The organism is Candidatus Burkholderia verschuerenii (genome assembly GCF_001189365.1).
Taxonomy (GTDB): Bacteria; Pseudomonadota; Gammaproteobacteria; order Burkholderiales; family Burkholderiaceae; genus Caballeronia; species Caballeronia verschuerenii.
Window position 1 is genome coordinate 1 of the sequence record NZ_LFJJ01000084.1, and the last position, 21,596, is coordinate 21,596.

The 21,596-nt window shown below is 63.7% G+C and carries 17 protein-coding genes and 3 pseudogenes; 14 read left to right on the forward strand and 6 right to left on the reverse strand.

The annotated features are described in order from the left end of the window. Positions 1-122 precede the first annotated feature (122 nt). Positions 123-320, forward strand: a pseudogene (locus BVER_RS30200) (porin); the annotation flags it as partial. A gap of 65 nt (positions 321-385) precedes the next feature. Here the strand turns inward: BVER_RS30200 and BVER_RS15440 are convergent. The 3 genes from BVER_RS15440 to zwf form a co-directional block, all read right to left on the reverse strand. Beyond that, positions 386-2,308, reverse strand: a complete 1,923-nt coding sequence (locus BVER_RS15440; RefSeq protein WP_050454071.1) for a bifunctional transcriptional regulator/glucokinase — start codon at positions 2,306-2,308, stop codon at positions 386-388. Continuing rightward, positions 2,289-2,993, reverse strand: coding sequence for a 6-phosphogluconolactonase (gene pgl, locus BVER_RS15445; RefSeq protein ID WP_050454072.1), 705 nt, complete (start codon positions 2,991-2,993; stop codon positions 2,289-2,291). The genes BVER_RS15440 and pgl overlap by 20 nt, the downstream gene beginning before the upstream one ends. A 118-nt stretch (positions 2,994-3,111) precedes the next feature. Continuing rightward, positions 3,112-4,572 (reverse strand): glucose-6-phosphate dehydrogenase, encoded by a 1,461-nt coding sequence (gene zwf / locus BVER_RS15450; RefSeq protein WP_050454073.1) that lies wholly within the window; start codon positions 4,570-4,572, stop codon positions 3,112-3,114. A gap of 580 nt (positions 4,573-5,152) precedes the next feature. Between zwf and BVER_RS15455 the strand changes: the two genes are divergently transcribed. The 5 genes from BVER_RS15455 to BVER_RS15475 all read left to right on the forward strand — a co-directional run bounded on the left by BVER_RS15455 (position 5,153) and on the right by BVER_RS15475 (position 11,786). Further along, positions 5,153-6,406: an ABC transporter substrate-binding protein gene (locus BVER_RS15455; RefSeq protein WP_050454074.1), complete on the forward strand. Its 1,254-nt coding sequence runs from the start codon at positions 5,153-5,155 to the stop codon at positions 6,404-6,406. A gap of 197 nt (positions 6,407-6,603) precedes the next feature. Continuing rightward, complete coding sequence (locus BVER_RS15460; protein WP_050454075.1) at positions 6,604-7,542, forward strand: carbohydrate ABC transporter permease; 939 nt, start codon at positions 6,604-6,606, stop codon at positions 7,540-7,542. Continuing rightward, positions 7,532-8,389 (forward strand): carbohydrate ABC transporter permease, encoded by an 858-nt coding sequence (locus BVER_RS15465; protein WP_050454076.1) that lies wholly within the window; start codon positions 7,532-7,534, stop codon positions 8,387-8,389. Before BVER_RS15460 ends, BVER_RS15465 begins: the two co-directional genes overlap by 11 nt. A 34-nt stretch (positions 8,390-8,423) precedes the next feature. Then, the gene (locus tag BVER_RS15470; RefSeq protein ID WP_050454077.1) at positions 8,424-9,542 is read left to right on the forward strand and encodes an ABC transporter ATP-binding protein; all 1,119 of its coding nucleotides are present in this window, start codon (positions 8,424-8,426) and stop codon (positions 9,540-9,542) included. Positions 9,543-9,671: 129 nt separating this feature from the next. Further along, complete coding sequence (locus tag BVER_RS15475; RefSeq protein ID WP_050454078.1) at positions 9,672-11,786, forward strand: prolyl oligopeptidase family serine peptidase; 2,115 nt, start codon at positions 9,672-9,674, stop codon at positions 11,784-11,786. Between the two features lie 221 nt (positions 11,787-12,007). Here the strand turns inward: BVER_RS15475 and BVER_RS15480 are convergent. Further along, positions 12,008-13,219: pseudogene (locus BVER_RS15480) on the reverse strand (Bcr/CflA family multidrug efflux MFS transporter). Positions 13,220-13,353: 134 nt separating this feature from the next. On the opposite strand from BVER_RS15480, the gene BVER_RS15485 reads away from it, so the two are divergent. The 4 genes from BVER_RS15485 to BVER_RS15500 all read left to right on the forward strand — a co-directional run bounded on the left by BVER_RS15485 (position 13,354) and on the right by BVER_RS15500 (position 17,128). Continuing rightward, positions 13,354-13,911 (forward strand): hypothetical protein, encoded by a 558-nt coding sequence (locus tag BVER_RS15485; protein ID WP_050454079.1) that lies wholly within the window; start codon positions 13,354-13,356, stop codon positions 13,909-13,911. 137 nt (positions 13,912-14,048) lie between these two features. Beyond that, on the forward strand, positions 14,049-15,332 hold the full coding sequence (gene hemL / locus BVER_RS15490) for a glutamate-1-semialdehyde 2,1-aminomutase (RefSeq protein WP_050454080.1): 1,284 nt from the start codon (positions 14,049-14,051) through the stop codon (positions 15,330-15,332). A gap of 23 nt (positions 15,333-15,355) precedes the next feature. Further along, a complete protein-coding gene (ribD, locus tag BVER_RS15495; protein WP_050454081.1) occupies positions 15,356-16,477 on the forward strand; it encodes a bifunctional diaminohydroxyphosphoribosylaminopyrimidine deaminase/5-amino-6-(5-phosphoribosylamino)uracil reductase RibD in 1,122 nt (373 codons plus the stop codon). 36 nt (positions 16,478-16,513) lie between these two features. Next, positions 16,514-17,128 carry a riboflavin synthase gene (locus BVER_RS15500; protein WP_050454082.1) on the forward strand — a complete coding sequence of 205 codons (615 nt, stop codon included), beginning with the start codon at positions 16,514-16,516 and terminating at the stop codon, positions 17,126-17,128. A 38-nt stretch (positions 17,129-17,166) separates the two neighbouring features. Here BVER_RS15500 and BVER_RS15505 read toward each other — a convergent pair whose 3' ends face one another. Together BVER_RS15505 and BVER_RS15510 are read right to left on the reverse strand one after the other, a co-directional pair. Beyond that, positions 17,167-17,562, reverse strand: coding sequence for a type II toxin-antitoxin system RelE/ParE family toxin (locus BVER_RS15505; protein WP_050454083.1), 396 nt, complete (start codon positions 17,560-17,562; stop codon positions 17,167-17,169). Then, the gene (locus BVER_RS15510; protein ID WP_050454087.1) at positions 17,552-17,878 is read right to left on the reverse strand and encodes a type II toxin-antitoxin system Phd/YefM family antitoxin; all 327 of its coding nucleotides are present in this window, start codon (positions 17,876-17,878) and stop codon (positions 17,552-17,554) included. Before BVER_RS15510 ends, BVER_RS15505 begins: the two co-directional genes overlap by 11 nt. A gap of 217 nt (positions 17,879-18,095) precedes the next feature. Here BVER_RS15510 and ribBA point away from each other — a divergent pair, with 217 nt between their 5' ends. The 4 genes and pseudogenes from ribBA to BVER_RS15530 all read left to right on the forward strand — a co-directional run bounded on the left by ribBA (position 18,096) and on the right by BVER_RS15530 (position 21,447). Further along, positions 18,096-19,259, forward strand: a complete 1,164-nt coding sequence (gene ribBA / locus BVER_RS15515; RefSeq protein WP_050454084.1) for a bifunctional 3,4-dihydroxy-2-butanone-4-phosphate synthase/GTP cyclohydrolase II — start codon at positions 18,096-18,098, stop codon at positions 19,257-19,259. Positions 19,260-19,310: 51 nt separating this feature from the next. Then, a complete protein-coding gene (gene ribH, locus BVER_RS15520; protein WP_050454085.1) occupies positions 19,311-19,820 on the forward strand; it encodes a 6,7-dimethyl-8-ribityllumazine synthase in 510 nt (169 codons plus the stop codon). Next, positions 19,817-20,251 carry a transcription antitermination factor NusB gene (gene nusB / locus BVER_RS15525; RefSeq protein ID WP_050454086.1) on the forward strand — a complete coding sequence of 145 codons (435 nt, stop codon included), beginning with the start codon at positions 19,817-19,819 and terminating at the stop codon, positions 20,249-20,251. The genes ribH and nusB overlap by 4 nt, the downstream gene beginning before the upstream one ends. 1 nt (position 20,252) lies before the next feature. Continuing rightward, positions 20,253-21,447 (forward strand): annotated as a pseudogene (locus BVER_RS15530) (pyridoxal phosphate-dependent aminotransferase). The last annotated feature ends 149 nt before the right edge of the window (positions 21,448-21,596 follow it).

A 21,596-nucleotide genomic window follows, 5' to 3' on the forward strand; every position in this document is an offset into this window, starting at 1 on the left:
ATCGGCGAAGTTCCAAACTCCCAGGAAACCATTCAGATCAATATTGCTTCTGGGAGTTCTGGGAAACACGATCTTCCGGCGGCCCCTTGCCACCCTTGACTTCGACTAATTCTGAAGGGCCGACTATCTACTCGGTCGGCGGCTCGTATAACCTGTCGAAGCGCACGCTGGTGGATATGCAGATCGCGACCGTGCAGAACAGCAAGACGGCCAACTACGGCCTGAACGCCAACAACTACGGCAACACGGCCTCGACGGACAATCCGATTCCGGGCCACAGTCAGACGGGCGTGTACGCGGGCATTCAGCACTCGTTCTGATCGACGCGACGCACCAAAGAAAAGAGCCGCCGATTTCGCAATCGGCGGCTCTTTTCTAATTGCTTTTACTCTTTCGCGTTACCCGATGCTCCGTGGCTCAGCCAGTCGAGCACGGCGGCGGCATCGTCGTCGCCGGACCAGCGCGCCTTCGCTACCGTCTCGCTCAGCTTCGAGCCCGGCTGCGGCGCGGCGCGGCGGATCGCCACGCCGACCGCGAGGATATCGATGATCACGAGATGCAGGATGCGCGAAATCATCGACAGTTGCGACTCGCGAATCTCGATGTGATCCGTCTCCAGCGCCACCGTCGCGCGCTTGGCGAGCGGCGTGTTGCTCGACGTGATCGCGATGACGGTCGCGCCCTGCTGCATCGCCACTTCGAGCACGCGCAGCAGTTCCGGCGCGCGGCCCGACTTGGACACGGCGACGATCACATCGCCACGGCCGAGCAATGCAGCGGACGCCGCCTGCATGTACAGGTCGCCATACGCGATGGTCGGAATGCCGAAGCGGAAGAACTTGTAGTGCGCGTCCTGCGCGACGATATTCGAATTCCCCAGCCCGTAGAACTCGATGCGCCGCGCGCCGTTGAGGATATCGATCGCGCGCTCGACGTTCTCGAAGTTCAGATGCTCGCGCAACTGGAGAATCGCCGACACCGTGTTGTCGAGCACCTTCGCGCCGAAATCGGTGGCCGTGTCGCCGAGATGCACCTGGCTGTGGCTCACCGGAATCGTGCCGGTCAGTCCCGTCGCGAGCTTCAGCTTGAAGTCGGACAGCCCCTGACAGCCGAGCGAGCGGCAGAAGCGGATCACGGTCGGCTGACTCACGTCGGCCTTGCGCGCGATATCGATGATCGGATCGTTGATGATCGAACGCGGATGATTCAGCGCGAGATCGGCGACGCGCCGTTCGGCGGGCGTCAGCGCATCGCGCATCTGCCGGATCCGCTCGAACACAGCCGACGACCCGCTGTTCGCGCGGTTCGACAGTTGCTCCGCGAGAATCGCCGAGACGCCGAGAAACGCCGGATATTCCGCCGTGATGATGTACGTCGGAATGCCCGCGAGATACTGCTGAAAGCGCCCTTTCGATTCGAACCGCTGGCGGAACGGCGACTTGTGGAACAGTTCGCCGAGTTTCAGCACAATGCCCCCGCCGATATATATACCGCCCAGCGCGCCCAGCGTCACCGCGATATTGCCCGCGAAGGTGCCAAGGATCGCGCAGAAGCAGTTGACCGCTTCGAGCGCGAGCGCCTCGCCGGCGAGCGCGCGCGTGGTGACATCGGCGGCGGAGAAGGTGTCGGCGACCGTCACGGCATCGCGTTCCGCAAGCGCGCGATAGATCAGCTCCAGCCCCTGCCCCGCGCACACGCGTTCGAACGACACGTGCGGAAACTTGCGACGCGCATAGCGCATCACCAGATCTTCGCGTTCGTCGAACGGCGAGAAGGTGGCGTGGCCGCCTTCCGAACCGAGCGCGATCCAGCGATCGTCGGCCGGAATCAGGACCGACACGCCCAGACCCGTGCCCGGCCCGAGCAGACCGATCACGCTGCTCTGCCGGCGCGCGCCGCCGCCGACCTGCTCGCGCTGCGCATCGGTCAAGCCGGGCAGCGCCATTGCCAGCGCGGTGAAATCATTGACGACCAAGAGCGTATCGAAGCCGAGCGCGCGGCGTGTCGCCTCGATCGAAAAGCTCCAGTCGTGATTGGTCATCTTGACGTGATCGCCATCGACCGGATTGGCGATCGCGATGGCCGCATGATTGACGCGGCCGACTCTCGTGTCCTTCAGATACTGCTGCATCACCTCCGCGATGCCGGGGTAATCCGCTCCCGGATACACGCGGATATTCCCGATCTCGCCGGGCGCCGTTTCCAGCGCGAAGCGCGCGTTGGTGCCACCGATGTCGGCGAGAAGTCTCGGACCGTCGGCGTGCTGGTTCGCGGCGGCCGCGGACTTGTTAGGCACACCAGTAGACATCGAGCTTGACTCCTTCATCGTTGGCCAACGTCGAGATGGCGTTCTTCTGTTGGGTGGCGAGCGCCGCGTTGAGCACGTCGAGCTTCTTCTGACCGGCGATGAACAGAAACACCTGCCTGACCTGCCTGAGCGCCGACATCGACAGGCTCACGCGCGCATGCGGCGCGCTGCCCGGATGCACCGCGACATAGCGATCCGACGTCGAGATGGCGACGTCCCACTCGGGCGCATCGGCGAAGATCGAGGCCGTGTGGCCGTCCTCGCCCATGCCGAGCACGACGACATCCGGCAGGCGATAACGCGTGTCGGCGTTGAGTTCGGCGACATGCGTCTCGAGCGATTTCGACGTATCCACCAGCGGCAGGAAATACGTCGCCGCGGCCGCGTGCTGCAACAGCGTGTCGCGCACCAGATGCGCGTTGCTGGCGGCATCGCTTTCGGGCACCCAGCGGTCGTCGACGAGCGTCACGTCGATATGCGCCCAGTCGAGCAATTCGCGCGAGAGCGTTTGCAGAAACGGCTTCGGGCTCGTGCCGCCCGACACCGCGAGCGTGGCATGCGCGGTCTGCGCCGATGCATCGGCGGCGCCTCTGGCCGCGAGCGACGCCTTCAGCGCATCGCTGACGGCGTGCGCCAGCGCGTCCGAGTGGGCGCGCGGATCGTCGAATGTGCGAAGCTCGATCACTGCTCCTCCTTGTCCTGGTTATTCGACCCGCTTTCTTGTCGCGCCGTCCGATGCCCGTCGCGAGAAGCGGTCTGTTGTTTCGCGTGCGCCTCGACTCGGGCGCACGGTCTGTTTTCTATCAGTTCTCTTCTTCCACCCAGCACGTGCCCGCCTGCGCCAGCATCGCGCTCGATGCGGCCGGTCCCCAGGTGCCCGCCGCATACGGCTTGGGCTTGCTAGTCGACGACGCCCACGCGTTGAGGATCGGCTCGACCCAGCGCCACGCCGCTTCCTGCTCGTCGCGCCGCACGAACAGCGCGAGCCGGCCGTTGATCACATCGAGCAGCAGGCGCTGATACGCCTCCATCTGCCGCTCCTTGAAGAACTGATCGAAGGCGAGGTCCAGATAGACGCTTACGAGATTCATGCCTTCGCCGGGCTGCTTGGCGAGACAGTACAAACGAATGGTTTCGTTCGGCTGCAGGCGGATCACCAGACGATTCGCGCCCGCGCGCAACGGCATGGAACCGAGCGACGAATGCGGCACCGCGCGGAAGTTGACGACGATCTCCGCCACGCGATCCGCCAGCCGCTTGCCCGTGCGCAGGAAGAATGGCACGCCGGCCCAGCGCCAGTTTTCGATTTCCACCTTCAGCGCGACGAAGGTCTCCGTGGTGCTGTCCGCGCTCACGCCGGACTCGGTCGAATACGCCGGCACCTGCGCGCCGCGAATCACGCCCGCGTGATACTGCCCGCGCACCACGACGCGGCTGATATCGCGTTCGTCGATCGGTTTCAGTGCGCGCAGCACGCGAAGTTTCTCGTCGCGCACGGAGTCGGAATCCATGGAATGCGGCGGTTCCATCGTCACGATGGAAAGCAATTGCAGCAAGTGGTTCTGCACCATGTCGCGCAACGCGCCGGTGTGATCGTAGAAGTCGCCGCGCGCTTCCACGCCGAGTTCCTCGGCAATCGTGATCTGGATGCTCTCGACCCATTCGCGACGCCACAGCGGCTCGAACAGCGCATTGCCGAAGCGCAGCGCGAGCAGGTTCTGCACCGGTTCCTTGCCGAGGTAATGATCGATCCGGTAGATCTGTTCTTCCTGGAAGATTTCGCCGACGGCGTCGTTGATGGCGTTCGACGATTTCAGGTCGTAGCCGAGCGGCTTTTCCAGCACGATGCGCGAATTCAGGTTCAGCCCGACTTCCGCGAGCCCGCGGCAGATCGGCACGAACAGTTTCGGACTGGTGGCGAGATAGAACACGCGCGTGCCGTCGTATTGAGCCAGCACGTCACGTAACACGACGAAGTCTTCCGCGCGGCCGAGGTCCAGCCCGACATACTGGATGCGCTCCAGAAAGCTGCGCCACGCCGATTCGTCGACGCCGATCTTTGAAACGTGCGGCTTGACGTGCTCCTCCACCCACGCGCGATATTCCGTTTGGTCGATCGCCTCGCGCGCCACCGACACGATTCGCCCGGCCGGATTGAGCATGCCCGCGCGATGCGCTTCGAACAGCGCGGGAAGGATCTTGCGCATGGACAGGTCGCCCGTGCCGCCGAACAGAACGAAAGTGAAGTTCGAATCGCTTTGCATGTGTCTCGTCAAGGGTTCGGGAACGTGGATGAGCCGAAACGCCGCGGAAAGAGACCGACCGTACGGAAAACCCGCCGTAGTCCGATAAAATTTTTTTGACACTGAATTGTAGTTTAACTACAATCCAAATCAAGAGGAAATGTCATTCGGAGAAAAAAAGCGGTGTCAATGAGACCTTGCGCGTTTTCCCTGAGTGCTCTGACCGCATGTTAACGGAGCCGGCAGATCACCGCTTTCATCGCGAAAGCGCCGTCAGCCACCTCATGCATGCAGCCTCGCGTCTCGCCTTCGAACTCATCGCGCAAGCAAAGCGGCGTTCGTCGGCGGACAAAAATCAAAAGAGGAGACAGTTGTTGCGATTCAATCCACTCATCTCTTGAGAGCCGTGCGGCCGTTCGTCGGCAGGCCGGCCCGAGGGTCGATGCGCGCGCGCAAGCGCCCATCGTTCGCCCTTCCCCGCCAGCACGCCGATCTCCGGCCATCGCAGTTTTGTCCGTTTTTTCAACCACCGCGTTACTCGATGCTTCTGGCAGGTCAGAAGCCAATCGTTTCCTGTTCAGGTATCTGGAGGAGATAAACAATGAAAGTCCGTAAGCTCATGGGCGCGCTGTGCGTCGCAGGTCTTCTGTCCGGCGCAACGGCGTCGGCGGTGCAGGCAGCCGAAGCGGTCTCGGTGTTGCACTGGTGGACGTCCGGCGGCGAGTCGAAAGCGGTTGGCGTGCTCAAGGACGACATGACCAAGCAGGGCTATCAGTGGAAGGACTTCGCGGTTGCGGGCGGCGCGGGCGCGGCGGCCATGACTGCACTGAAGACGCAGGTGATCTCGGGCAACGCGCCGTCGGCGGCGCAGATCAAGGGTCCGCTGATCCAGGAATGGGCCGAGCAAGGCGTGCTGGTGCCGATCGATTCCGTCGCGGGTGATTGGAAGAAGAACCTGCCGCCGGAAATCGACAAGATCATCCACGCCGACGGCCACTACGTCGCCGCGCCGTTCTCGGTGCACCGCGTGAACTGGCTGTACATCAACAAGGCAGCGCTCGACAAGGCAGGCGGCAAGGCGCCGACGACGTGGGCGGAATTCTTCCAGGTCGCCGACAAGATGAAGGCCGCGGGCATCATGCCGATCGCGATGGGCGGCCAGCCGTGGCAGGACTTGACGCTGTGGGAAGACGTCGTGCTGTCGCAAGGCTCGGACTTCTATAAGAAGGCCATCGTCGATCTGGATCAGAAGACGCTGACCTCGCCGCAGATGGTTCAGGTGTTCGACACGGTCCGCAAGATTCAGGGCTACTTCGACAGCGGCCGTACGGGACGTGACTGGAACCTCGCCACGGCGATGGTCATCAACGGCAAGGCCGGCATGCAGTTCATGGGCGACTGGGCGAAGAGCGAATTCGCGGGCGCAGGCAAGAAGTCGGGCACGGATTACATCTGCGCGCCGGTTCCGGGCACCGACAAGTCGTACACGTTCAACGTCGACTCGTTCGTGTTCTTCCAGCAGAAGGATCAGAAGGCCGCGACGCCGGGTCAACTGGCGCTGGCGAAGACCATCATGACGCCGGATTTCCAGGAACAGTTCAGCCTGAACAAGGGTTCGATTCCGGTTCGTCTGGGCGTGAAGATGGACAAATTCGACGACTGCGCCAAGAAGTCCTACGCTGATGAACAGACGGCGATCAAGTCGGGCGGCTATGTGCCGTCGCTGGCCCACGGCATGGCGCAAGGCGATGCAGTCGCCGGCGCGATGACCGACGTCGTCACGAAGTTCATGAACTCGTCGCAGGATTCGAAGAGCGCGGTCGCCGCACTCGCGAACGCAGCGAAGACGAAGTAACAGCGGTTGTTTAAGCGAACGGCGCGCGTGACATTCACGCGCGCCGTTCGAGCAGCAACGCAAGTGAATTTGTCGCATCAAAAGCGCCGTTTGCTTCTTACGAGGCACAGCCATTCCGCCACCAAGGCGCGCCAACAGTGCGGGTTTTGCTTCAATACACGCACAAAAGCGCCGGCGCATCTTCCAGGAGTCGAATCGTGACTGCCTCCATCACCGCGGACAAGAAACCGCAGAACCCGCCCCGCCGCACGTCCGCGTCGGCGGCGCTCGCCGATCGCTGGATTCCGAAGCTCGTGCTCGCGCCCAGCGTATTGATCGCGCTCGTCTTCGTGTATGGCTTTATCGCCATCACGGGTTATTTGTCGCTGTCGGAATCGCGGCTCATGCCGCGTTATGTGTTCGCCGGCTTCGACCGCTACAAACAGCTTTTCGCCAACGATGTCTGGTGGACTTCCGCCGCCAACCTCGGCTGGTTCGGGATTCCGTTCATCGGAATCTGTGTGTTCCTCGGCTTGTTCCTGGCGATCCTTCTCGATCAGAAGATCCGCAACGAAGGCGCACTGCGCGCCATCTTTTTGTACCCGATGGCGCTGTCGTTCATCGTGACCGGCACCGCGTGGCAGTGGATCATGAATCCCGGCCTCGGCCTCGAAAAAGTCTTCCACGACTGGGGCTGGACGAGCTTCTCGTTCAACTGGCTGGGCGATCCGGACAAGGCCATTTTCTGCGTCGTGATCGCGGCCGTGTGGCAATCGACGGGCTTCGTGATGGCGCTCTTCCTCGCCGGTTTGCGCGGCGTGGACGCCGAAATTTTCAAGGCCGCGCAGGTCGACGGCGCGACGCTGCCGACCATCTACCGCAAGATCGTGATTCCGAGCATGCGCCCGGTGTTCTTCTCCGTGCTGCTGATTCTCTGCCACATCACGATCAAGACGTTCGACCTCGTGGTCGCGCTGACGGCGGGCGGACCGGGCACGTCGTCGTCGCTGCCCGCGATCTTCATGTACACGTTCTCGTTCAACCGGGGCCAGCTCGGCGTGGGCGCCGCATCGTCGATGATGATGCTCGCGACCGTCGTCGCCGTGCTCGTGCCGCTCATGTATCTGGAATCGAGGAGCACGCGCAATGCAGCCTAAGCTGACCATCAGCCGCGCCGTCATCTATGCGGTGCTGATCCTGTTCGCGTTGTACTTCCTGTTCCCGATTTACGTGATGCTGTCGACGTCCTTCAAGGATCTCGACCAGCTTCGCACGGGCAATCTGCTGACGCCGCCCACGCACTGGAGTTTCGAGCCGTGGAAGAAAGCGTGGTCGGGCGCGTGTACCGGCGTGCGCTGCGACGGCATGGAGCCGTTCTTCATGAACTCCGTGCGCATGGTGATTCCGGCCGTGCTGATCTCGTCGTTCATCGGCGCGTTCAACGGTTATGTGCTGACGCACTGGCGCTTCCGCGGCGCGGACGCCATGTTCACCATGTTGCTGGTCGGCTGCTTCATCCCGTTCCAGGCCATTCTGCTGCCGATGGCGCGTCTGCAGGGCTATCTCGGCCTGTCGAACACGACGACCGGTCTGGTGCTGGTGCACGCGATCTACGGTATCGCGTTCACGACGATGTTCTTCCGCAACTTCTACGTGAGCATTCCGGCCGAACTGGTGAAGGCGGCGCGCATCGACGGCGCGGGTTTCTTCACCATCTTCACGAAGATTCTGCTGCCGGTGTCGCTGCCGATCTTCATGGTGTGCCTGAGCTGGCAATTCACGCAGATCTGGAACGACTTCCTGTTCGGTATCGTGTTTTCGGGCGTGGATTCCATGCCGATCACGGTCGCGCTGAACAACCTCGTGAACACCTCGACGGGCGTGAAGGAATACAACGTCGACATGGCGGGCGCGATCATCGCGGCCTTGCCGACGATTCTCGTCTACATGATCGCGGGACGTTATTTCGTGCGCGGGCTGACGGCCGGCGCGGTGAAGGGTTAATCGGGCATCGTCCGAAAGATATAGAGGATTCACAATGGCAAGCCTTTCCATCCGTGACGTGTACAAGACCTACCCGAACGGGGTGCCGGTTCTCAAGGGCGTCAACATCGACATTGAGGACGGTCAGTTCTTGATCCTGGTCGGCGGCTCGGGCTGCGGCAAGTCGACTCTGCTGAACATGATCGCCGGTCTCGAGGACGTGACTCAGGGCGACATCATGATCGACGGCAAGACGGTCAATAACCTCTCGCCGAAGGATCGCGATATCGCGATGATGTTCCAGTCCTACGCGCTCTACCCTTCCATGAGCGTGCGCGACAACATCTCGTTCGGTCTCAACATCCGCAAGGTGCCGAAGGACGAGCAGAAGAAGATCGTCGATCGCGTGTCGGATACGCTGCAGATTCAGCATCTGCTGGATCGCAAGCCGGGCCAGTTGTCGGGCGGTCAGCGTCAGCGCGTCGCGATGGGCCGTGCGCTCGCGCGCGATCCCGTCATGTTCCTGTTCGACGAACCACTCTCGAACCTCGACGCCAAGCTGCGTATCGAGATGCGTTCGGAAATCAAGCTGCTGCATCAGCGTCTGGGCACGACCATCGTCTACGTGACGCACGATCAGATCGAAGCGATGACGCTCGGCGACCGCATCGCGGTCATGAAGGACGGCATCGTGCAGCAGTTCGGCGCGCCGCAGGAAATCTACGATTCGCCGGCGAACCTGTTCGTCGCGGGTTTCATCGGCGCGCCGCCGATGAACTTCGTCACCGGCAAGCTGGTGGAAGCGGGTTCGGGCGTGGGCCTGAGCCTCGACACCGGCCTCAAGCAGCATGTGCTGAATCTTCCGTTCGATGCCAACCGTCTGCGCGGCAAGGTCGGGCAGGAAGTCGTGCTCGGCCTGCGCCCCGAGCGCATTACCGATTCGCGCAGCGCGCACAACGTCGAGGACGCGAGCCTGCAGCCGATCGAAGTCCGCGTCGACGTGATCGAGCCGACCGGCCCGGATACGCTGGTGTTCGCGCAGGTCAACGGCAAGCGCGTGGTGTCGCGTGTTCACCCGGCATCGAATCCGCAGCCTTTGTCGAACATGACGCTGTTGTTCGACGTGTCGAAAGCCGTGCTGTTCGATCCGAAGACGGAAGAACGGCTGGCCTGATACGTCGAGCCCGCATCACGCTGAGAAAGCCGCGCCTCGTGCGCGGCTTTTTCGTTTGGGGAGTGTTTCGAGCCCGCTCGCGCGGATGCGGCACAATCAGCGTTTTGCTTTTTCGAGTCATCGCGTCATATGTCCCTGCTCTCTTCGCATCCCGAACTCGTCTGGCCCGCTTCTTCCGCCGACGCCGATCCGTACATCGGTCTCGAATCGCTCGACGACGCGCACGTCCGTTCATGGGTCGATGCGCAAAACCATCGCACCGAGAACGCGTTCGGCAAGACGCCCGAATCGCGCGCGCTCGCCGCGCGGCTGGAAAAGGCGTACACGTCGAAGGATCGCATCGTCGCGTGCTCGCGTTACGGCGACTGGGCCTACAACACCTGGCAGGACGACGAGCATCCGCTGGGCATCGTTCGCCGGACGGCGTGGCGCGCGTGGCTCGACGGCCAGCCCGAATGGGAAACGATCCTCGACGTCGACGCGCTCGATCTGAACACGCGCGAAGGCAACGACACGCGCTGGGCGCTCGCCGACTTCGACATGCTCTATCCCGACTACGACCGCGCGCTGGTGAGCCTGTCGCCGGGCGGCTCGGACGCGGTCATCGTGCGCGAGTTCGATGTCGAGGCGAAACGCTTCATCGACGATGGCTTCGCGCTGCCCGACGTCGGCAAGCACGATATTTCGTGGATCGATCGCGATACGGTTTACGTCGGTTGGGACGACAGCAAGGTCAACGCGAAGCCCGCGCTGACCACATCCGGCTTTCTGCGCCAGTCGCGTCGCTGGAAGCGCGGCACGCCGCTCGCCGATGCGCCCGTCGTCTTCGAAGGCGCGCGTCGCGATGTGTCGGCGGGCGTCGACTACGATCCGATCGAAAAGCTGCATCTGGCCTCGCGCGCGGTGACGTTTTACGACACGCTGAATTACTGGCTCGACGAAGCCGCGAACGAGTGGCGGCAATACGATCTGCCTTCGCATGCGGACATCGAGCATTGGAACGGCTGGCTGTTCGTCACGCCGCGCAAGCAGTGGAACGCGGGCGGCCGGCGTTACGCGGCGGGCACGCTGGCCGTGATTCGGCGCGATGCGTTTCTCGACGGCTCGCGCCAGTTCACCGCGCTGTTCGTGCCGTCCGAGCAACGCGTACTCGCGGGCACCGATTTCACCAAACACTGGCTGATCGTCTCGCAAATGGACGAAGGCACGCCGCGCGTCACGCTGCTGCGCCCGCCCGTTGCGGACTTCCACGCGTCATGGGACGCGCGCGAATTCGCGTTGCCCGACGCGAGCCAGTCGTGGGTCGATTCCATCGATGGCGAGCGTGACGACACCGTGCTGATTCACGTCGAGCATTTTCTGATGCCGCCGTCGCTGCACTACGCGGATCTGTCGAACGATGCGCCGTGGCGTCTGCTCGTGCAACTTCCCGCACAGTTCGATGCGAGCGGCCTCGCCGCCGTGCGACGCCATGCCATCGCGCTGGACGGCGAGCGCATTCCGTACTGGCTGATCGGCCATGACGTCGAGACGAACACCGCCGCGCGCCCTTGCCTGCTGTACGGCTACGGCGGCTTCGAAGTCGCGCTCGATCCGCAATACGACGCGACGACCGGCATCGCGTGGCTGGAGCGCGGCGGGCTGTACGCGGTCGCCAATATTCGCGGCGGCGGCGAGTTTGGGCCGGCGTGGCATCAGGCGGCGTTGCGCGAAAACCGGCAAGTGTCGTTCGACGATTTCATCGCGGTGGCGCAGGCGCTGATCGACTCGGGCGTGACATCGCCCAAACAACTCGCGATTCGCGGCGGCAGCAACGGCGGCCTGCTGACGGCGGTGTGCATGGTGCAGCGGCCCGAACTGTTCGGCGCGGTGCTGTCGGAAGTGCCGCTCATCGACATGGCGCGCTTTCACTTGCTGCTGCAAGGCGCATCGTGGATCGACGAATACGGTGATCCGGACGACGAAGGCGATCTGCGTCATCTGATGGCGTATTCGCCGTATCGGAACGTGAAGGCGGACGTCGCGTATCCGCCCGCGCTGTTCACCTCGTCGACGTGCGACGACCGCGTGCATCCCGGACACGCGCGCAAGATGGCCGCGAAGATGCAGGCGCAAGGGCATGAAAACGTCTGGTATCAGGAAACCGGCGAAGGCGGACATGGCGCGGGCGTCGAGCCGGAAGCCGTCGCGCAGGCGGAAGCGGCGGCGTTCACGTTTCTGGCCTCGACCATCGGGCCGTTGTGACGAGCGAAACAATCCTTTTCGCGAAGCGTGCCGGTCAATAGGAAAACGACGATACGGCGCGCGCGGCCCGCGGTCTATAGTGACTGCTGTTCCACGAACCGATTACCTTTGACCCAGGATCGAACGTCGACCATGAGCGCATGCCCTCCGACCCAGGGCTGCGCTTTCCTAAAAACCTCGCCTGAGTGCGAGGTTTTTTTATGCGCGCGGCACATTACGCTTCAAACCTTGACCGGCGCGGCGTGCGATCGCAATACCAGCGTGCGCCCCGCGAAGGTCAACACGCCGCACACGCCGATCACGATACCCATGCCGTGCGGCGAAACATCGTGGAACACGCCGACGGCGAGACTCGCCAGCGCGCCGAGCGCGAGTTGCATCGCGCCGAACACGGCGGCCGCCGCGCCCGCGTTGCGCGGATAGCGATGCATCAGTTCCGTCGTGCAGTTCGCCGACAACAGCCCGACCACGCCGACCACGAAGAACAGACACACGACGATCGACCACAGCCCGCCGAGCCCCGTCAACGCGACGAACGCGACCGCCAGCGATGCCGCCACGCTGATGAACGACACCGCCGAGATGATCTTCATCGCGCCGAGCCGGCCGACGAACCTCGTGTTGATCACATTGCCGATGATGATCCCGACGATGTTCAGCCCGAACAGCAGCCCGTAATACTGCGGCCTGACGTGGAAGTAATCGATATAGACGAACGGCGTCGCCGTGATGTACGCGAACATCGATGCGAACGCCATGCCGCCGCACATCATATGGCCTCACGTCACCGGATCGGTCAGCAGATGGCCGTACGCCGCGAACGATTTGCCCAGAGCGGCGCTCGCGCGCTTCTCCTTCGGCCAGGTTTCGGGCACGCGCAGAAACGCGGTCACGGCGCACGCCGCGCCGAACAGCGTCAGCACGACGAACACCACGCGCCAGCCGCCCAACAACAGCAACTGTCCGCCGATCAGCGGCGCGAGCAGCGGCCCGATCGACGTGACGATGGAAAGCATCGACAGCACGCAAGCGGCGTCGCCCGGTTCATGGGCGTCGCGGGCGATTGCGCGCGCCAGCACCGATGCCGCACCCGCGCCGAGCGCCTGCAGGAAGCGCACGAACACCAGCGCATCGATGGAATACGCCGCCGCGCACGCGATGCTCGCGATCGCATACAGCACGATGCCGCCGAGCAGCACCGGTCTTCTGCCGTGGGCGTCGGACAGCGGTCCGTACAGCAGCATGCCGAACGAAAAGCCGAATATGAAACTGGTGAGCGTGGTCTGCGCGGCGGCGGGACTGGTGCCGAACGAAGCCGCCAGCGCGGGCAGGCTCGGTAAATACATGTCGATCGAAAGCGGGCCGCACACGGCGAGCGCGCCGAGCAGCAGGATCAGCCGGCCATCGGGCCGACGTCGGGTGGAGTCGGGCATTGAGTGGAGATCGTGGAGTGCGTCGGGTGAGGCGAACGCTCATTGTAAGCGACACATTAAGCGACACATCTTGACGATCCGTCCCTGCGTTAGACTCCACGCAGCCCTCCGCCCAACCGAAGCGACGCGAACCGATGACCGCCTTCCTGCTGATCTGGAGCCCCAAGAAGTGGCCGTGGCCCGAATTGCCCGATGTCGCGCGACGCGTCGCCGCGGGCGTTGCCGTCGCCGACGTCTGGGGATGCGGCACCGCGCGCGGCCTGCTGCCAGGCGATCGCGTGTTCCTGCATCGGGTGACGCAGGAGCCGAAGGGCGTGTTCGCATCGGGCTACGTGACGCGCGCGCCGTATGAAGTGCCGGATGCGCTGAGCAAGCGCGGCTATCGGCTGTGCATCGACTTCGTGTACGACTGGCTCGTCGATGCCCACGAACGCGTGGTCGTCGCCCGCGACGAATTGCGCGCGCATCCGTTCTTCGTGCAGACGTGGGATGCACAAAGTTCCGGCACAGTCATCAAGCCGATGGCCGAAGGCGCGCTGGAGAAGCTCTGGACCGAACGCACCGGGCGGCGGCCGAGTCCCGGCCCCGCTTTCGCCGCAAACCTGCCGCCGACCTCGCCGCAGCCGAGCAAGGCGCAAGCGCATGCGGCGCGACGCGCGCAAGCCGGGCCTGAGCGCGGTGCGGACGAATAGGCCGCTTCCTGGCGTCTCCGGTACAATTTCAGCCATGTTTTTGCGTCTGACCGCGTATCGGCGGCGCTTTTTCAGCGCCCTTCGCAGCGCGTGGCCGTACGCGGTTCGCATCCACTTTCAAGCGCAGGCCTTCATCCATGTCCAAGAACCAAGCTCTCTTCGAACGCGCCCAGCGCACCATTCCCGGCGGCGTGAACTCGCCGGTGCGGGCGTTCCGCTCGGTCGGCGGCACGCCGCGCTTCATCGAACGCGCGCAAGGGCCGTACTTCTGGGACGCGGACGGCAAGCGCTATATCGACTACATCGGCTCGTGGGGCCCGATGATCGTCGGGCACGTTCATCCGGAAGTGCTCGACGCCGTGCAGCGCGTGCTCGGCAACGGCTTCTCCTTCGGCGCGCCGACCAAGGCCGAAATCGAGATCGCCGAGGAAATCTGCAAGCTGGTGCCGTCGATCGAACAGGTGCGGATGGTGTCCTCCGGCACCGAAGCGACGATGAGCGCGCTGCGTCTGGCGCGCGGCTTTACCGATCGCAACCGCATCATCAAGTTCGAAGGCTGCTATCACGGTCACGCCGATAGCCTGCTCGTGAAGGCGGGTTCGGGGCTGCTGACCTTCGGCAATCCGACGTCGGCGGGCGTGCCGGCGGATATCGCCAAACACACGACCGTCCTCGAATACAACAACGTCGAGCAGCTGAACGAAGCCTTCAAGGCGTTCGGCAACGAGATCGCGTCGGTGATCGTCGAGCCGGTTGCGGGCAACATGAACCTCGTGCGCGCAACGCCCGAGTTCCTCAACGCGCTGCGCGAGCGCTGCGACGAATACGGCTCGGTGCTGATTTTCGACGAAGTGATGTGCGGCTTCCGCGTCGCGCTCGGCGGCGCGCAGCAGGTCTACGGCATCAAGCCGGATTTGACGTGTCTGGGCAAGGTCATCGGCGGCGGCATGCCGGCGGCGGCGTTCGGCGGACGCAGCGACATCATGGCTCACCTGGTGCCGCTGGGCGGCGTGTATCAGGCGGGCACGCTGTCGGGCAATCCGATCGCGGTCGCGGCCGGTCTCAAGACGCTGCAGTTGATCCAGCGCCCCGGCTTCCACGACGATCTGGCCAAACAGACGCGCAAGCTTGTCGACGGCCTCGCGCAAGCCGCGCGCGACGCCAAAGTGCCCTTCTCCGCCGATTCGATCGGCGGCATGTTCGGCCTGTATTTCATGGACCGCGTGCCCGAAAGCTTCGCGCAGATCCAGCAAGGCGACACGAAACGCTTCAACGCCTTCTTCCACGCGATGCTCGACGCGGGCGTGTACTTCGCGCCGTCGGCATTCGAAGCGGGCTTCGTTTCGAGCGCCCACGACGACGCCGTGATCGACGCGACGCTCGACGCCGCGCGCGGCGCGTTCGCGTCGCTGGCCGCCTGACGCGCGCACGCCGGGCCGCGCCGATGTTCTCGCAAACCGATTTCACGCATATGGAGCGCGCGCTGGCGTTGGCCTCGCGCGGCATGTACACGACCACGCCGAATCCGCGCGTCGGCTGCGTGCTGGTCAAGAATGGCGAAGTGATCGGCATGGGCTACACGCAGCCAGCCGGGCAGGATCACGCCGAAGTGCAGGCGCTCAAGGATGCACGGGCGCGCGGCAAGGATCCGCGCGGCGCGACGGCGTATGTGTCGCTGGAGCCGTGCAGCCACTTCGGGCGCACGCCGCCGTGCGCGCATGCGTTGATCGACGCGCGCGTCGAGAAGGTCATCGCGGCGATGGAAGACCCCAATCCGACCGTCTCCGGACGCGGCCTAACCATGTTGCGCGATGCGGGCATCGACGTGCGCTGCGGGCTACTCGCGAACGAGGCGCTCGAACTGAACATCGGCTTCGTCTCGCGCATGACGCGGCGTCGTCCGTGGGTGCGCCTGAAAGCGGCGGCCACGCTCGATGGCCGCACCGGTTTGCCGTCGGGCGAAAGCCAGTGGATCACCGGCGAGGACGCACGCGCCGATGGCCACGCCTGGCGCGCCCGCGCCTGCGCGATCCTGACGGGCATCGGCACCGTGCGCGAGGACGATCCGCAACTGACCGTGCGCGCGGTCGACACGCCGCGTCAGCCGCAGCGCGTGCTGATCGACAGCCGTCTGGACGTGCCGCTCGATGCGCGCATTCTCGACGGCGCGCCGCCGTGGATTTTCCATTCCGCCGACGCCGATCCCGCGCGCATCGAGGCTTTGCGCGACAAGGGCGCGGAGCTGATCGAGCTGTCGAACGAACACGGCAAGGTCGATCTCCCCGCGATGCTCACGGCGCTGGCCGATCGCGGTATCAACGAGTTGCATGTCGAGGCGGGCCACAAGCTGAACGGCTCGCTGATGCGCGAAGGCTGCGTCGACGAACTGCTGATCTATCTCGCGCCGAGCCTGCTCGGCAGCGCGCCCGGCATGTTCGATTTCGCGCCGCCCGAGACGCTCGATGCGCGGCCGCATCTGAAGTTTCACCGTATCGACCGGCTCGGCGACGACCTGCGCATTCTCGCGCGCTTCGCCGAAGCCAATGTGGCGCACGAGCTGCGCTGATCACGCACACAGTCCAAGTCATAGGAAACGCATCCGATGTTCACAGGAATCGTCACGGCGGTAGGCCGCATCGAACAAGTCACGCCGTTGGGCAGCGAGCCGGAAGCAGGCGTGCGCCTGACGGTCGGCACGGGCGGCCTCGATCTCGCCGATGTCGAACTCGGCGACAGCATCGCCATTCAGGGCGCGTGCATGACGGTGATCCAGAAGTCATCCACCGCGTTCGACGTCGACGTATCGCGCGAAAGCCTCAACAAGACCGTCGGCCTCGGCGATGCCGGCGCGGAAGTCAATCTTGAAAAGGCGCTGCGCGCGCACGACCGGCTGGGCGGACATCTCGTGTCGGGTCACGTCGACGGCTTGGGCACGGTGTCGAAATTCGAGCGCGTGGGTGAGTCGCACGAATTGCGGATCGTCGCGCCGAAGGATATCGGCAAATATCTGGCCTACAAGGGTTCAGTGACGGTCAACGGCGTGAGTCTCACGGTGAATTCGGTGAGCGACAGCGCGCAAGGCTGCGAGTTTTCCATCAACCTGATTCCGCATACCGTCGAAGTGACGACGCTCAAGGCCTTGCGCGCGGGCGCGAAGGTCAATCTGGAGATCGATCTGATCGCGCGGTATGTGGAGCGGATGATGACGGCGGAGTGAAGCGCGTGTCGCGTGAGTTCGCTCCGCCCGGGGCGAGCTCATGGCTCGCCGCCCCAGAGATCGTGGAATTCGAAGGAGACTTCTCGCGTGTGGCGGATCGAGAGAAATGTGATGGCGTCTTCCGATAGCCAGTATAGAAGCACGTAGTCGTCGAACAGGTATTCGCGCAACGTGTCGCCATTGTTCCGCGCCATGCCCATCAGTTCTTCCATTGCCAGCAGCGCATCGACCGTGTCCGGCTTGGTATTGAACACGCGGCGTCCGATCGCGGGAAAGCGCTTGAGCATCGGAGCGACTTTTTCCCGGATCGCCTTGACCAGTTGCCGAAAGCTTTCCGGCCGCTCGACACGGTTCAGGTAGCGCTCGATTTCCGTGAGTCGGGCGTCGAATTCGCCCGAGATGCGGATTTTGACGCGCCTGGGTTCATCGGTCACGATCCCCGCCTCCCGACTTGCCCGACTCCTTTTCCAGTCGCGTTTCCAGACGATCGAAGTACTCGTCGAAATCTTCCGTTCCGTGCTCGCCGATGCCCTTCAGCGCGCGCTGGGCGTCGTTCAGCAGCACCATATGAATGCGCGCTTTCTCCATCCGGTAATACCGCTCCAGTTTCTCCGTACTGATCAGCGCCGCCGCGCTCTCGCCGTTCTTCGTGATGATCTTTTCCGTCCCGCCGCGCACTTCCTCGACGAGTTCGGAAAGATTCGCGCGCGCCTGCGACAGCGGGATGATGTCCTTCGCGGTGTAAGCCATGATCGGCTCCATACTGATTGATGTACAGAACATTGTACAAAATCCATGCCTTTTTAAGTTGAGATGTCGTCAGTTTCCCAACTGCGGCGGGCGCGCGCCATTCGGCCGGAAGGCATAGGCAAAATCCCCGTCGCGCGCCGCGCCGATTTCACCGACTGTCCATCGGGCGTGGCGTAAAATACGCCCTTTCCCAAACCGGATTACACGGGACGCCATCATGCCGCTCGCCTCCACCCCAGAGATCATCGCCGAACTGAAAGCCGGCAAAATGGTGATCCTCGTCGACGAAGAAGACCGCGAAAACGAGGGCGATCTCATTCTGGCCGCCGATTTCATCACGCCGGAAGCGATCAACTTCATGGCGAAGTTCGGCCGCGGCCTGATTTGCCTGACGCTCACGCAGGAACGCTGCAAGCTCCTCAATCTGCCGCCGATGACCCTGCGCAACGGCACGCAGTACGGCACCGCGTTCACGGTCAGCATCGAGGCAGCCGAAGGCGTGACCACCGGCATTTCCGCCAGCGACCGCGCCCGCACCATTCAGGCGGCCGTCGCCGCTGACGCGCGGCCGGAGCACATCGTCCAGCCGGGCCACGTGTTTCCGATCATGGCGCAGCCGGGCGGCGTGCTCGTGCGCGCCGGTCACACGGAAGCCGGCTGCGATCTCGCCGCGCTCGCCGGCCTCACGCCCGCCTCGGTCATCTGCGAAGTGATTCGCGACGACGGCGAAATGGCGCGCCTGCCCGATCTCATCGAATTCGGCGAGCAGCACGGCATCAAGATCGGCACCATCGCGGATCTGATCCACTATCGCAGCCGCACGGAATCGATCATCGAGAAAGTCGGCGAACGGACCATGCAGACCGCTCACGGCCCGTTCCGCGCCGTCCTGTATCGCGACGAGCCGACACGTTCGCCGCATATCGCGCTGGTACGCGGCGAGCCGTCGCCGGATCGCGAGACGCCAGTGCGCGTGCACGAACCGCTGTCGGTGCTGGATCTGCTGGAAACCGATGCGTCCATGCATTCCTGGACCATCGACGCCGCGATGAAGGAAATCGCCGCGCGCGACCTCGGCGCGATCGTCATGCTCAATTGCGGCGATACGAAAGAACATCTGGTCGACGTGTTTCAGGCCTTCGACCAGAAGGACAAGGCGGCCGAATTGCAGCGCCGCCCGATCGATTTCAAGACGTACGGCATCGGCGCGCAGATTCTGCGCGATATCGGCGTCGGCAAGATGCAGGTGCTGTCCAATCCGCGCAAGCTCGGCAGCATGTCGGGTTACGGACTGGAAGTGACCGGGTTCGTGCCGATGCCCGGCTGCCCCGTGACCGAAGCGCCCGCCGACACCGGCACGCCCAAGCTGCGTTCGGCCTGAGTGCCGCGTCATCACAAGACAACCCCATTCCAAACCAACGGAAATCAATCAATGGAAATCGGACAATATCAGCCGAATCTCGACGGTGACGGTCTGCGCATCGGCATCGTGCAGTCACGCTTCAACGAACCGGTGTGCAACGGCCTGGCAGATGCATGCATCGAAGAGCTCGAGCGCCTCGGCGTGATCGGCGAGGACGTGCTGCTCGTCACCGTCCCCGGCGCGCTGGAAATTCCGCTTGCGCTGCAAAAGCTCGCGGAATCCGGCCAGTTCGATGCGCTGATTGCGCTCGGCGCGGTCGTGCGCGGCGAGACGTATCACTTCGAACTCGTGTCGAACGAGAACGGCGCGGGCATCTCGCGTATCGCGCTCGACTTCGGCATTCCGGTCGCCAACGCCGTGCTGACCACCGAAAACGAAGAACAGGCCGTCGCCCGCATGACGGAAAAGGGCCGCGACGCCGCGCGCGTGGCGGTGGAAATGGCGAATCTGTCGGTCGCGCTCGAGCAGTTGGGCGGCGACGACGAAGATGAAGACGAAGAAGACGAGGACCGTGCATGAAGAGCGCACGCCGCCGTTCGCGCGAACTCGTGACGCAAGGGCTTTACCAATGGTTGCTGTCGGGTGCGCCCGGCGGCGAGATCGACGCGCAACTGCGCGGCACGCAAGGTTTCGACAAGGCCGATCAGGAACATCTCAACGCCATCCTGCATGGCGTGATCAAGGAATCGGACGAATTGTCCGTGGCCTTGCAGCCGTGTCTCGATCGGCCGATCGAACAACTGTCGCCGGTTGAGCGCGCAGTGCTGCTGGTCGCGGCGTTCGAGTTCAAGCATCACATCGATGTGCCGTATCGCGTCGTGATCAACGAAGCGGTCGAACTGACCAAGACTTTCGGCGGATCGGACGGCTACAAGTACGTCAACGGCGTGCTGGACAAGCTCGCCGTCGCATTGCGTCCGACCGAAGCGCAGGCGCGCGGCCGTCATTGATATGAACCACGCCTCGGAACCGCTGATCCGCCTCGCGTCGCGTGTCGACCAGATCGAGCCGTTCTACGTGATGGAGCTGATGAAGGACGCGCAGGCGCTGGAACGCGCCGGGCGCGACGTCATCCATATGAGCATCGGCGAGCCGGATTTCACGGCGCCGGAGCCGGTCACGCGCGCCGCGGCCGATGCCCTCACGCGCGGCGTCACGCAGTATACGAACGCGCTCGGCATCCAGCCGCTGCGCGAAGCCATCGCGCGGCATTATCTCGATACCTTCGGTCTGACGATCGAGCCTGAGCGCGTCGTGGTGACGGCGGGCGCATCGGCGGCGCTGCTGCTGGCGTGCATGGCGCTCGTCGATCACGGCGACGAAGTGCTGATGCCCGATCCGTGCTATCCGTGCAACCGGCATTTCGTGTCGGCGGCGGACGGCAAACCCGTGCTGATTCCGAGCGGTCCCGACGAGCGCTTTCAGCTGACGGCGGATCACGTCGAGGAACACTGGGAACGCGAAAACGCGCGGCGTGCTGCTGGCGTCGCCGTCGAATCCGACGGGCACGTCGATCGAGCCGCAGGAGTTGCATCGCATCGTCGAGAGCGTGCGGGCGCGCGGCGGCTTTACCATCGTCGACGAGATTTATCAGGGCTTGAGCTACGACGCGAAGCCGGTGTCGGCGCTGTCTTTCGGCGAGGATGTCGTCACCGTCAACAGCTTTTCGAAGTACTTTAACATGACCGGCTGGCGGCTCGGCTGGCTGGTCGTGCCGCGCTCGATGATCGGCGCGGTCGAAAAGCTCTCGCAGAACCTGTTCATCTGCCCGTCGGCGCTGGCGCAACATGCGGCGCTGGTCTGTTTCGAGCCGCAGACGCTGGCCATCTACGAAGCGCGGCGGCTCGAGTTCAAGCGCCGGCGCGATTACATCGTGCCCGCGTTGCGCACGCTCGGCTTCGGCGTGCCGGTGGTGCCGGACGGCGCGTTCTACGTCTACGCCGACACGACCGACGTGAATCACGCGGCGGCGGGCAACAGCGAGGAACTGTGCCGATCGATGCTGCACGATGCGGGCGTCGTGCTGGTGCTGGGCGAGGACTTCGGCTTTCATGCGAAGGATCGCTACATGCGGCTGTCGTATGCGACCTCGCTGCATCGACTGGAAGAGGCGGTTCAGCGGCTCGGTTCGTTGTTCAGCCGATAACGCGATATCGCACGCAAGATGACAAAAAAGCCGCTCTTCGGAGCGGCCTTTTTGTGCGCCCAGCATGGGCGCACTCTTGCGGGTGCAAGTCGCGCGGCAAGTTGACCACAGCGAGCGAAGTGAAGCGCAACTGCGGAAGGGCGACCGAC